Source organism: Oscillatoria sp. CS-180, assembly GCF_028330965.1.
Lineage (GTDB): Bacteria > Cyanobacteriota > Cyanobacteriia > Phormidesmidales > Phormidesmidaceae > Halomicronema.
The window spans coordinates 25,131-38,374 of the sequence record NZ_JAQMUB010000056.1 but is presented as its reverse complement, the minus strand read 5'-3'; the positions used below and the strand labels follow the sequence as shown (position 1 = coordinate 38,374).

General features: G+C 48.1%; 11 protein-coding genes. 8 read left to right on the top strand and 3 right to left on the bottom strand.

Annotated features, from left to right (window positions below; all coding sequences use genetic code 11):
• The first annotated feature begins 21 nt into the window (after positions 1-21).
• From PN498_RS13550 to PN498_RS13525, 6 genes are all read left to right on the top strand, one after another.
• On the top strand, positions 22-561 hold the full coding sequence (locus PN498_RS13550; RefSeq protein ID WP_272063341.1) for a class I SAM-dependent methyltransferase: 540 nt from the start codon (positions 22-24) through the stop codon (positions 559-561).
• Entirely contained in the window at positions 558-3,068 is a 2,511-nt protein-coding gene (locus tag PN498_RS13545; RefSeq protein ID WP_272063340.1) for a glycosyltransferase, read from the top strand. Before PN498_RS13550 ends, PN498_RS13545 begins: the two co-directional genes overlap by 4 nt.
• A gap of 110 nt (positions 3,069-3,178) precedes the next feature.
• Positions 3,179-4,123 carry a class I SAM-dependent methyltransferase gene (locus tag PN498_RS13540; RefSeq protein WP_272063339.1) on the top strand — a complete coding sequence of 315 codons (945 nt, stop codon included), beginning with the start codon at positions 3,179-3,181 and terminating at the stop codon, positions 4,121-4,123.
• A gap of 352 nt (positions 4,124-4,475) precedes the next feature.
• Positions 4,476-5,438, top strand: coding sequence for a glycosyltransferase family 2 protein (locus PN498_RS13535; protein ID WP_272063338.1), 963 nt, complete (start codon positions 4,476-4,478; stop codon positions 5,436-5,438).
• Positions 5,439-5,445: 7 nt separating this feature from the next.
• Entirely contained in the window at positions 5,446-6,792 is a 1,347-nt protein-coding gene (locus tag PN498_RS13530; protein ID WP_272063337.1) for a glycosyltransferase family 4 protein, read from the top strand.
• Positions 6,793-6,974: 182 nt separating this feature from the next.
• On the top strand, positions 6,975-7,913 hold the full coding sequence (locus PN498_RS13525) for an NAD-dependent epimerase/dehydratase family protein (RefSeq protein WP_272063336.1): 939 nt from the start codon (positions 6,975-6,977) through the stop codon (positions 7,911-7,913).
• A 66-nt stretch (positions 7,914-7,979) separates the two neighbouring features.
• Here the strand turns inward: PN498_RS13525 and PN498_RS13520 are convergent, their stop codons facing one another.
• The 3 genes from PN498_RS13520 to arsS all read right to left on the bottom strand — a co-directional run bounded on the left by PN498_RS13520 (position 7,980) and on the right by arsS (position 10,806).
• Positions 7,980-8,639 (bottom strand): TVP38/TMEM64 family protein, encoded by a 660-nt coding sequence (locus PN498_RS13520; RefSeq protein WP_272063335.1) that lies wholly within the window; start codon positions 8,637-8,639, stop codon positions 7,980-7,982.
• A gap of 251 nt (positions 8,640-8,890) precedes the next feature.
• On the bottom strand, positions 8,891-9,724 hold the full coding sequence (locus PN498_RS13515; protein WP_272063334.1) for a TVP38/TMEM64 family protein: 834 nt from the start codon (positions 9,722-9,724) through the stop codon (positions 8,891-8,893).
• A 71-nt stretch (positions 9,725-9,795) separates the two neighbouring features.
• The gene (arsS, locus tag PN498_RS13510; protein ID WP_442951421.1) at positions 9,796-10,806 is read right to left on the bottom strand and encodes an arsenosugar biosynthesis radical SAM (seleno)protein ArsS; all 1,011 of its coding nucleotides are present in this window, start codon (positions 10,804-10,806) and stop codon (positions 9,796-9,798) included.
• Between the two features lie 224 nt (positions 10,807-11,030).
• Between arsS and PN498_RS13505 the strand changes: the two genes are divergently transcribed.
• Positions 11,031-12,473 carry a sensor histidine kinase gene (locus PN498_RS13505; RefSeq protein ID WP_272063333.1) on the top strand — a complete coding sequence of 481 codons (1,443 nt, stop codon included), beginning with the start codon at positions 11,031-11,033 and terminating at the stop codon, positions 12,471-12,473.
• Positions 12,474-12,476: 3 nt separating this feature from the next.
• Positions 12,477-13,151 (top strand): response regulator transcription factor, encoded by a 675-nt coding sequence (locus PN498_RS13500; protein ID WP_272063332.1) that lies wholly within the window; start codon positions 12,477-12,479, stop codon positions 13,149-13,151.
• Positions 13,152-13,244: the final 93 nt, after the last annotated feature.

The following is a 13,244-nucleotide window of genomic DNA, read 5'->3' as shown; positions in this document are numbered from 1 at the left end:
GAAAATAAAAAACAATTGACAATGCTCCAACCGTTAGATGAATTGGAAAAATTTTACGAAGACGACGATCCCTGGGACTTTGAAACAACTCCAGATGATGCTAAGCGCAAGAGCGTCATTCTAAGTGAGCTACCAAAGAGAGACTATTCGCGTGTTCTAGATATTGGTTGTGGTCATGGCTTCGTAACGCGAGAACTTCCGGGCGATCGCATTATTGGGGTTGACATTTCTCACAATGCAGTTGACCAGGCTAACCGTTTCGTAGAATCACATTCGTCGCGATCGCTCGAATTTCTTCAAGGCTCTATTTTTGATCTGCCAACACTTCAGTTGGAACCATTCGATTTGATTATTATTAATGGGGTGCTGTATTCGCAATACATTGGTAAATCAGGATTACTTGTCTTTGATATTGTTGACAGTCTGCTGCAAGAGGGTGGCGTTCTCCTGACCTCTCATATCAATGAATGGTACGAGTATCGATTTCCGTTCCTGACTGTTTCGGAATACTTATTTGAATATCGGGAATATCATCAGCGCATAGAGGTGTACGTCAAATGAGTATTCTGATGTATCACAAAGTCCATTTAGAAACTCCGACGATGTGGTGGGTTTCGGTGGACAACTTCTACCGACAGATGTTAGCCCTTCAGGCGTCCAAGGTTGTTTATCTAGATGACTACGACCCGACCGATTCTAAACAGGTAGTGATTACGTTTGACGGCATCTATCGGAACGTTCTGATGTATGCCGCACCGATTTTGCAAAAGTTTGGCTACCCATTCGAACTCTTTTTGACTAGCGATTACGTCGGCGGTGACAACGCATTTGACACTTGTGAACCCCTTGCGGATTTCACCTCCAGTGAGGAATTAGCTCAGCTTGTTGAGATGGGTGGACGCCTACAATGGCATACGCGCTCACATGCCGACTTAACGCAACTTTCACCCGAAGCCGTTGATGCAGAGCTTCAGATACCAGAAGTATTATCAGGGCTAGATCCAAAAGGTTTTCGGTGGTTTGCCTATCCTCACGGTCGCTACAACGAAGCCGTGTTGGAGCAGGTCAAGCCTTACTTTGCAGGCGCAGTCTCTTGCGACCAGGGACATAAAAGTAATCCATACGCGCTACCGCGAATCACCGTTACTGACGAAACGAAGCTATTTACTAGCAAGATTTCCGTCATTATTGCGTCCTATAACTATGGCTCCTACCTAGCAGAGGCAGTTGAGTCTGTGCTGCGTCAGATTCGCCTGCCAGATGAAATATTGATCTCAGATGATGCTTCCACTGACCATACTCCAGAGATTGCTGAGTTCTATCGCCGTCGATACCCAGACTTGATCCGAACGAACCGAAATGAGACAAATCTAGGTATTGTCAGCCACTTCAATAAGGCTATTGAGTTGGTGTCTGGAGACTATGTAGTGTTCTTGGGCGCAGACAACCGATTTCGCAGTGATTTCATCGAACGTACAGCAGCCGTGCTAGATGGAAAAGAAGAGGTGGCGATCGCTTATAGCGACTTTGCTCTATTTGGGCAACGAGCATCCATCATTTTTGACCAGTTTCCTCCTGAACGACGGGGACCCATCAAGCTAAATTCGTTTTATACCATTCAGTTCCCTGACTTTGATGAGACTAGCCGTCGCCAGCTTTTAGAAGAAGGCAACTTCATTCACGGTTCTTCGATGTTCCGCCGACAAGCTTTTGACCAGGCAGGTGGCTATCTCGATAAAGAAAACCGTCCTGAAGATTACGACCTATTTCGGCGAATTGTGTCCCAAGGCTGGCAAGCTGAACGAGTTCCGCATCCTATTTTGGAATATCGTCAGCACTCTCGTGAACAAGCCAATATTCGCATGAACACAGCAGCCGAACTGCACGTTTATCGTCAGTGGACGGCTGATTTGCAAGCCTCAGTAGCTGAACTAGAGGGACAACTCCTATCAATACAGGCTGAACGAGAGGTTTTGCAGAATCAAGTCAGTACCATTGAGGCTGAACGAGAACTGCTGCGTAGCCAAGTCAACACCATTGAGGCAGAGCGAGAACTCTTACGCGAAGACATCAAAACGATTGAAGCTGAACGAGAACTCCTACGAAATCAGGCCAGTACGATCGAGGCCGAACGGGAGGTTTTGCACAACAAGGTCAGTACGATTGAGGCTGAACGGGAGGTTCTACACAGCAAGGTCAATACGATTGAGATTGAGCGTCAGCTACTTTCTGATCAAGTCAGTGCCGCTGAGACCGAGCGGGAACTCCTACAGGATGAAGTTAGTACCGTAACAGCCGAATGTGAGCTGTTGCGCGACAAGGTTAGCACTATTCAAACAGAGCAAGAGCTGCTTTACAACAAGTTCACAACCGTTGAAGCGGAGCGAGAACTCCTACGGAACAAGATTGCCACCATTGAAGCAGAGCGGGAACTCCTGCGAGGGCAGATCTCTAATATTGAGGCAGATCGAGAACTATTGCGCAGCCAAGTGAGCACCATTAAGGCTGAGCACGAACTACTCCACCATGAGATTGGAACGCTGCGTCAAATCATCAATAGCCAGAAACAACATATTGCCGGGTTGAGGTCTTGGCTGCCGATTGTCGCCGAAACCATATCTCCGCCCAAGAAAGCGTTACATAAACTGCGCCAGAAATGGAAAAAGATACGAGGTCAGCAACCTCCACCATACCGAAGCAATCCAGCTTTCCAATACCCGCTTTTTAATGTCGATTACTATCGAAAACAAAATCCTGATGTTCTCTCCAGTGAACTAGATCCCGTGTTTCACTATATCCATCACGGTGTTGCGGAAGGACGTAATCCAAATCCCTTCTTCGATACGGTTTACTATCTACGGGAATATCCAGATGTGACAGAGACATCGCTAAATCCTTTAGAGCACTACTTCATGCATGGTGCAGCAGAGTTACGTAATCCGTCTCCCCACTTCAATACGGCGTATTACTTAGAGCAATATCCCGATGTAGCCACTTCGGGATTGAATCCACTGGTACACTTCCTGCTTTATGGTTTGAGGGAGGGTAGATTCGCGTCACCGTCCTAAGGGTGCCTTGATCAGGTATCGGTGGAACGATCCGGTTGCTCAATGCAATCCTCTCAACCTCTTAGGCATTTATAACTCTGTTTGGTTTTGGGAAACCGGGACTTCTGATCATGCTGGACCAGCAACTTGAACATCTCTTACGAATCATTAGAGAGCGGCACCTTAACGGAGGTGCCTTTGTGCAGACAGATGTGCAGAAAATCTTTGAGCAATACGGCTTTCACCTATCCACAACTCATTTCTATTCGCCAATTACAAGCTTGGAGGAAGGCCAAAGGATTTATCAGCGCCAGCCGTCTTATCACACAGCGCTGAAACACACCCTGGGTGCTCATCAGTGGCAACTATTGGAATCACTGTTGGAATACATTCCCGAACTACAGAATATTCCTGCTGAGTCGGAACAGGCGGAGTTTTATTGGAACAATCCGATGTTTCCGCCGTTGGATGCGATCGCTTATTACGGCTTACTTCGTGCCAAACAACCCCGACGGGTGATTGAAATTGGCTCAGGCTTTTCGACACTATTAGCGTTGCAGGCAAAGCAGTATCAACACAGTCTAGATATTACCTGCATCGAACCCTATCCCATCCCAGCTCTGACACAAAAGGATGCCCAGTTAACACTTCTCACTCAAGTTATTGAGGAGACAAACTTAAGCTTGTTTGAGCATCTTCAGGCAGGAGATTTCTTGTTTATCGACACCAGCCATATGGTGAAATTGGGTGCTGACGTCAACTTTATTGTGTTTGAGATATTGCCCCGTCTTGCCCCTGGTGTTTGGATTCATTGGCACGACATTTTCTTACCCTATGAGTACCCTGAAAGCTGGTTAAAAGATATTGGTATTCAATGGAATGAACAATACATTGTGGCGGCTCTATTAGCTAATCCATCAGGCTACATAGTGCAATTGATGAACTATTGGCTTAGTCAAGAATACGAGCAAGTTTTACAGAATCGATGTCAGCATCTACCTATTTGGCAGATCACGAATAATTTAGGTGGAGCTAGAGGAGCCAGCTTGTGGATAATCAAGCAACCTGTTAGATAATGCCTATTCAATTTCTTAATCAATAGCCTTTAAACTTTTTCAGCGATTTAGAATTAAATTTTCAGCCCGGAATAAATTAGAAATCATTCGATTTCTAGTAAAAATAGTTTATGAGCTGGGATTTTGATTGGTCGCTTCGATAGAATTGGTGGTGCGTTGCCCTTGGTAACAGCAAATTCTGGTCTCTTAGCTGATTTCGGCTGAATTATCTCTGTTGTATGGGACAATAATTGGGATTTTTGGGCAACGTTCAAACCTTATACAGCGTCATGTTAGCTGTGCCCGTACTTTCAGACCATCATGCTGTTTGTGTCTGTATAGAGACTAGCAAAAGAGGATTCAACGAATCGACATGAGTGAGCAGCACCCAAAGCAGTATCCTGATGTCTCAATTGTCATTCCGACTAAGGACGGAGGCGATCTGTTTGAAGAGGTTTTGCAAAAGCTAGAAAAGCAGATTTATCCCGGCAATGTGGAACTTCTCGTCGTTGATTCCGGATCCTCGGACAAAACGGCAGACTATGCCCGGTACTACGGAGCCAAGGTGCACGACATTGATCCGCGTACCTTTAATCATGGCCTAACTCGCAATTTCGGTATTGGTCTGGCATCAGGTGAAATCATTGTGTTAATGACCCAAGATGCTGTTCCTGCCGATCGCTATTTGATTGACAACTTAGTTGCGGGTTTCAGAGCTGCTGATAACGTAGCAGGCGTTTATGCCCGTCAATTTCCTCGGCCTGAGGCAGATGTCATTACTCAACGAAACCTGAATGGGTGGTTGACAGGGCGATCGCAGATTGAGGTTCGTCACTTAGCAAACAGAGCTGACTATGATGTGATGAATCCGATGGAAAAGTATTTGTTCTGCAACTTTGACAACGTCTGTTCAGCGGTCTCAAAACGTGCGTGGGAAGGCTTACCGTTCGAGAAGAATTCCTTTGGCGAAGATATCGAGTGGTGTCGTCGAGCACTCCTCAATGATTGGACAGTTGTCTATCAGCCCACTGCTCAGGTGGTTCATTCTCACGATCGCTCCCTGGCCTATGAATATAAACGCACATACGCCTGTCATCGCAAACTTTACGAGCTATTTGGCCTCAGATGTGTGCCTTCTGCCAAGCATGTTGTAAATTCTATTGTGCAGGCGACCTTAAGTGATTGGCGTTACGTCATAGCCCACGAGCGCCGTCTGTTTGAAAAACTCCGATTGTTGCTCAAGATTCCAGCATTGAGTTTTGCCTCGGTGATGGGGCAATATCGGGGAGCCAAAGATGAAGCAAACCAGCAGGGAAAAGAGGTCAGAGGAGTCTAACTCAGCGATGAAGATTGTCTTAACGGTGCATCAATTCCTGCCTGATCACTCGTCAGGGACCGAAATTCTCACCTACCTGACCGCTAAGGAGTTAATGCATCGGGGACATGAGGTGATCGTAGTGACTGGGTATCACTGCGGCGAAGACTTGCCTCCAGAGAAGCGATTCGACGAGTACGTCCACGACGGCATCCGAGTACTGCGGTTTTACCACGGCTATGTTCCCTTTGCTGGACAAACAGTGCCCAACGAGATGGAATACAACAGCCTCTTTTTGGGTAACTGGTTTGAGGGTGTGCTTAAAGACTGGCAGCCAGACATCGTCCATATGTTTCACTTGGGCCTGCTGTCCGCTTCAACTATTGATGCGTGCGATCGCGCCAATGTCCCTCGGGTTATGACCACCACTGATTTTTGGTTGGTTTGCTTAGCCAATCAGCTGCGGCTACCTGACGGCTCACTCTGTAAAGGCCCCAATCTCAACAGCCTGAACTGCATTCGCCACATCATGGAATCTAGTCAGTCCGAACCCCTGAAGAAGCGCCTTCGAGCAGCGCCGGACTGGATAATGCAGCTATTTCTTTGGGCCGTCAAGTTTAATTGGCTACCTGAACGCTGGTATACCAAACCGGCCCAGGCCGTCATGAGACGACAGCAGTTTCTGGGCGATCGCATGAACAAGCTAAATCGAGTGTTGGTACCTACTCGGTTAATGAAATCTACGCTACAGCGCTACGGCTTAGAGCCTGAGCGGACCGTCTATTTGCCCTATGGTCTTAACCTAGAACACATTCAACCTACCTTTAACAAAGGCCAGTTTGAGCCTCTACGGGTAGGCTACATCGGCACGCTGTATGAGCATAAGGGCCCCCATCTGCTGGTCGATGCAGTAAAAAATCACCTGCCAGATGTCAAGCTCACGCTGGATATCTATGGCAAACTCAGCGACTATCCTGACTACGTTGCCAAGCTGAAGGATATTGCTCAGGATGATTCGCGCATTCATTTCAAGGGCACCTTCCCCAACGCTGAAATTGGTAATGTGCTGGCGGGGTTGGATGTACTCATTGTCCCGTCTATTTGGTATGAAAATACACCTTTGGTTATCTATTCTGCTCAGGCAGCAGCTTGCCCCGTGATTGGAACCAACGTTGGCGGCATTGCAGAGGCCATCACCCATGAAGAAAACGGTCTTCTATTTGAATTGGGTAACGTTGCGGAGTTGGCGGGCGCTATTCGACGGCTGGCCAGCGATCGCACCTTCTTGACCAGCCTTTCTAAAGCGGCTCGACGACCGACCACCATTCAGCAATACGTCGATGCACTAGAAGATATCTATGCTGAATGTGTTTAGAGGCAATCTGCTAAACTCCACGGTATCCCTTCGTATTCTTTTATCTTCAACCCAGGCTCTCAAGATTGAAACCTATGGGTGCTTCTGTCGGGCCTCTTCCTGACAAACTCTTTTCTAAGAATTCTTGCCCTATGTCTTCTTAAGATTGTCTTTATACATTAGCTCTCAGGATCAGCGGCGGCATGAGGATTTTAGTCATTGGCGGAACGGGCTTTATCGGCCATCAGCTCACTGCTGCTTTGGTGCAGCAGCAACATCAAGTGCGCGTTCTCAGCCGGAAGAGGCCTTTGCGATCGCTCCTTCATGACTGTGTTAACTACATCCAAGGCGATTTTCTAGACGAGACGCTGCTGCGTTCTAGCTTAGAAGGTATTGAAATCGTGTATCAAATGGTCAGCACGACGACCCCCAGCACCTCTAACGCTGATCCGACTTATGATGCTCACTCTAACGTTGTCGGAATGGTGCGCTTACTAGAGTTGTGTGTGGAAATGGGGGTTCGAAAAGTGATTTTTCCCTCGTCCGGCGGCACCATATACGGCATTCCGAGCCGAATCCCTGTTGCAGAAACTCATGCAACAGACCCTATTTGCTCCTATGGCATTACCAAATTAGCCTGCGAAAAATACTTACACCTTTTTCACTATCTGCATAAGCTGGACTACGCCATTTTAAGAGTCGCTAATCCCTACGGTCCCGGACAAAACCCTACAGGCAAAGTGGGGGTGATTCCCAGATTTCTAAATCGCGTCCTGAACAACCAGCCTGTCACTATTTGGGGAGACGGCTCAATCGTTAGAGATTACGTTTACATCACTGACGTGGTTGATGCTCTTTGCAAAGTACTAAAAGTCACTTCAGAGCAGAAAATTTTCAATATTGGAGCCGGAGCAGGCTTCAGTTTGAATGAACTCATTCAAGCTTTGCAGACCGTATCGGGTCGAGACATCAAAGTGATTTATCAAGAGGGACGCCCCTTCGATACCCCGGTCAATGTTCTGGACATCAACCGTGCCCGTGAGTTGCTGGCTTGGTCGCCTCAAGTGTCGTTAGAAGAAGGTCTCATGCAGACTTGGAAGTGGCTATACGGCACTTATGAGACGCAGAAAGACGCATCCTGAGTTTGCCCCGAGTCTCAGAAAAGGTAAAAAAGAGTCGGTCTATTCTGCTGGCTGCTGTCTTCATTATTAGCTATTAACTGACCGGTTGCGGAGATAGATGGGGACTATCGATAACAGCCCTAAAAAGCCTAACGCTAGGGTTAGGGGCCATAAGCCTTCTCCGCGAATGGCTTCTAGACCCGCTAGGCCAATCCAGGTGTAAGCCACTGTACCGGGAGCAATGCCGACTAGGGTTCCCAGTGCGTAGGCGCTGACCGATACCGAAGTCAAGCCAAATAGAAAATTCACCAGATTGAAGGGAGACAACGGTGCGAAGCGTACCGCTAAAACACAGTTGAAGGAGTGAGTATCCATCACCTTGTCAATGTTGCGATAGACCCGATGTTTGGAGAAGCGATCGCGAAACCAGTTCTGCAACAAATATCGGGCTACCCAAAAGGCAGCGATCGCACCGCCAGTAGCCCCTATCAATGACCAAAGCGAACCCCACCACAGTCCAAACTTGGCACCGCCAACAATAACTAATAGCGTTCCTGGAACACCCACCATTGTTGCCAGAATGTGAGCAATCAGAAAAACAGGAACCGTCCAAATCCCGAGAGAACAGAGCGCCTCGAACAAGGCTTGAGGATTCAGTAATAGCTCTAGATGCTGAATGCTGATAGCCAAAACAACGCCGAGGAGTATGAAAAGCCAAAAATAGCCTTTCCGGAACGCAGTACTCATGGCAGTAAATGGTTTAAACATCAGACATCAGAGGCAACAGTTTAATGTTGAATTCTCGGTTTTAAGTCTCGTGTTCGGCTTAAGTCGCGGATTTGGAAGCTATAGCGTCAGCCATTTAGGTTATGTCCCTAATAGCATCCGGGTGTTGAGTCCATAGTCAGATGGCTCGCCGTCTTGTCCTAACAGAAGTGGCGACGGCGATAGAACGGGTGACAGTTATAGTTCGAGACCGTTCAGCCTGCTATCCCTGATTACCCTTCCCTCACAGTCTCGTTACTGTCACCGGCAATACTGGGTGCCGACGCTTTCAGGGCTTTGCGAGCCACATAAGTAACGTACACGACAATGGCAACCGTTGTAAGGAAAGCAAGGATACGGATAATCCAAGTAATCGTAGGATTGCTGGGTGTCTCGCCTGCACCTAGCGTTGCCAAGTTACCTGCCAGCGAGCCCAGATAAACATACATGATGGTTCCTGGAATAATCCCCGTTGTTCCTAGGATATAGTCTTTGAGCGAAATGTTGGTAAGTCCCAAAGCGTAGTTGAGGAGGTTGAACGGAAAGACAGGCGACAGGCGAATGAGGAAGATGATTTTGCGGCCTTCATGAGCGATCGCTCCGTCAATCGCCTGAAACCGGTCATTAGTAGCAATTTTCCGGCTGACCCAATCCCTCGCTAGATAACGCCCAATGAGGAAAGCTGCCGTCGCCCCTAGCATGGCTCCCAGAAAAACCAGCAGAGAGCCTTTGACAACACCAAATACGAAACCAGCGCCCAGCGTTATGACCGAGGCAGGCAGCAACGACACCGTGATGATGACGTAGAGAATGATGAAGGCAATAGGGGCGATCGGTCCCAACCCATTAATCCAGGCCAGCGTAGCCACCAACCCAGTTTGAATCTGACCAAAAAAGCCTTGAATTTGACCAAAGAAGCCCTGACTAGCCTGTCCAGCAGTGTCTTGTGCTAAGGCAGGCAGCATGGGTAAAAACCACATGGCAATCATTGTCAATACGCTCAATCTCATCCAACGGTAAGACCGTCGCTTTAAGCTTAAGGGAATATGGGCAAGCAGAAAGGTCATGGGTTTGTCCTAGATAAAGAGCAACGGTCAAAGGGGGTGAAACAGCGAGAATCGACAGCCAGTCCTAACTGCTAAGTCAACGCTCCACCGCAGCTAGAGCCACTACCCGCAGTACAGCCGTAACAGTAAGGCCGAGTTTGAATCGTTTGAATAACCTCTAAAGTCCCTGCCTCAAGAAGCGTTTGAACAGTGACAGGAGTGCCATCAGGCGTTTGAGCCGGGACTTCAGCCATCTGGTTGAAATCACAGTCATACACGTTGCCCTTGTAGTCGATTGACAGTTCATTACGACACATCAATCCAGCAACTGTACTTGAATTGTGGTGGCTTGCTAAAAAGCGTGTGTAGGACTGGAGCAATCCCCGATGCTCTAGTTGAAAGCGCGTCCGACCAATCGGCAAATTGGTAATTGTTAAAAGGTGGTCAAACGAGATATCAAATTGCGTTTTTAGATACTGCTTATAGTCCACTTCTAATCCTGCCTGACTTGGTGTCAGTTTGAAGTTCTCGTCTGTTGGAACCGGAGGATTATAGACCAAATCCAACATCAAATTAGGATTGTGTCCATACCCCACGTCATTTAACCGTTGAAGAGCGCGGATTGAGGCATCGTAAACGCCTTGGCCCCGCATCTTATCAACATTGTCTTGTAAATAGCAGGGAAGGGACGCCACGACACGCACCTGATGTTGAGCAAAATATTCGGGCAAGTCCTCAAATCCTGATTCGAAGAAGATGGTCAGGTTAGAACGGACTATCACCTCTTTTTGATGCGATCTCGCCTTTTCAACTAAGGGTCGAAAACCGTAGTTCATCTCAGGTGCGCCTCCCGTTAAATCCACCGTTTGGATCTGTGGAAAGCGCTCAATCACCTGCAAAAGCTGCTCTAACACCGCATCAGATAACTCCTCTGTACGATGAGGTCCGGCCTCTACGTGACAATGCGTGCAGGCCAGGTTGCAGCGACGCCCTAGATTAATCTGTAAAACACGAATCATTTGCTTGGTCAACGGTTGGCCTAAGGCTGATTCGAATGAGCGAACGGCTGAGGTGTCTTGAATGCTTTCGAAAGATAGAACCATGTCGTCTCAGAACTTTTGAACTATGAGTGGAAAAACGTTTCTGGGTAACAATCTCCTTTAAGAATGACAGCCCAGTCGAGAATTGAACTTCTCGGCAACAGCTCTATTGAACGCAACTGACCTGAATCTTTCCTGAGAGGATTAGATGAGATTCCTGAAGGCAAAAATCAGCAGTTTCTCAGAATCCCTTGTTACCTTTGAAACCAGTTCATCTTTAACGATTTATGGCTTGGTTGCAACGTCGATTTCCAACTTTTTTGCGAACGCCAGATTTTAATTCCATTCGATTTCGACTAACCGCAGGTGTTGTCATTGCATCCGCCGTAGGCATCAGTGGCATAGCAGGCTGGCTAAGCTGGCGTATGCACCAAGCATTCTTGACCGGGCACGAAGAAGCAATCTTGACGCTGTCTCAGGAGTTTGAGGAGGATGTCAAGCTCTACGAGGATATGATGACGACCCAAGAAGCGGTGCAGAAGGTCATCGACTTGCGGGCAATGGGCGACACGGCCATCTGGGTAACTACTGAGAACGGGACGTTTGCGGCATCAGAAACGCTGTCGATGGGGTCATGGCAAGAATCAGGCCTGACGAGCTATTTGCAAGCGCTGCCGACTCATAATCGCTTAGAGGTTGTTTCAGTTAATGACCGCTTCCTAGCCATTTGTATCGGTCCGCTAGAAATCAATGGCAGCCCATTAGGAACTTTATTCATCGTAGAAGACATCAGCCAGAATCAGAAAACCTATCGGACGATGACTCGTAGCCTAGTCATCATCAGTAGCAGCACTGTATTATTGCTTGCTGGATTAATTGCTCTCTACGTCCAGCGATCGCTCCAGCCCATCAAATCTCTCAGTACAGAGGTGATGGGTGTGACAGCAGATTCACTTACTGCAACCCGCTTGGAATTAGACAAAGCCCCCACCGAAGTCAAAGAACTGGCTCGGGCGCTTGACCACACTTTGGAGCGCCTAGCTCAATCGTGGGAACAGCAGCGACGCCTAGTGGGCGATGTTTCCCATGAGTTACGAACGCCGCTTACCCTCGTACAAGGGTATTTGCAGAGCACGTTGAGACGATGCCAAACGCTGACGGCCCCTCAGCGCGATGGCCTGGAGACAGCCGCATCAGAAACAGACCGCACAATTCAGATATTAAATGACCTGTTAGTTCTTGCCCGCGCTAGTATGGGACATCTCCATTTGTCAGGCGAACGATTGGATCTTAAATCTGTGGTTTTGGAAGCAGTTGCAATGGCTGACACAACAGGTGATCGGGTCGAAGCAGATATCAAAAACGCGCCGATTTGGGTGCGGGCCGATGCCAGCGCTATGCGGCAGGTGCTGGTCAACCTCATCGACAATGCCCTCAACTATTCATCCCCCGAAGAGAAGGTCACTGTGAGCCTCTTCCAGCAAGACAAACAAGCTTGGGTGAAAGTTCATGATCGAGGACGCGGCATTCCTCTAGCTGACCAATCGGAAATCTTCGAGCCGTTCTATCGCGTCGATGTGGATCGTTGCCGCATGACGGGCGGCACAGGCTTAGGATTGGCGATCGTTAAATCCCTTTTGGGTCAAATGCAAGGAAGCATCAGTGTTCAATCCAAACTTGGAGAAGGCAGTACCTTCACTGTTAAACTACCTATCTGTCAAGGAGCGTAACCTATGAAGCCCAAAATTCTACTCATTGAGGATGAGGAGAAACTCGCCAAGTTTGTCGAGATGGAGCTTGGCTACGAAGATTACGACGTCACAGTCGCTAACGATGGTTTATCGGGTCTCATGGCCGCTCGCGACGCAGAACCCAATTTGGTATTACTGGACTGGATGATGCCCGGACTCAGTGGAGTCGAAGTGTGTCGCCGCCTACGGGCTACGGGCTTCAAAGAACCCATCATCTTGATGACGGCCAAAGACGACGTTGCTGATCGGGTTGCCGGGTTAGACGCTGGTGCTGATGACTACGTAGTCAAACCCTTCAGTATTGAAGAGCTATTGGCCAGGGTTCGGGCTCACCTCCGACGCAATCAACCGCAAGAAATTGATACGCTTCAGTTTCAAAACCTTGTTCTGAATCGGAAAACGCGCGAAATCAAACGCGGCGATCGCAGTATTGAACTAACGGCTAAAGAGTTTGATTTGCTAGATTATTTGATGAATCATCCCCGTCAAGTCTTGACCCGCGATCGCATTCTCGAAGAAGTGTGGGGTTACGATTTCATGGGAGATTCCAACATTATTGAGGTTTATATTCGCTACCTACGGCTGAAACTAGAAGCGGAAGGAGAAAAGCGGCTCATTCAAACGGTACGAGGTGTTGGATACGTTCTCAAGGATTAATTCACCTGCCCGCTCAGGGTTGCAGCCCTTCTTCCCACAACACGAGGCAACCATTCATCCCTCTTGCCTCCATCCTTTTATCTTCTCCTGTCC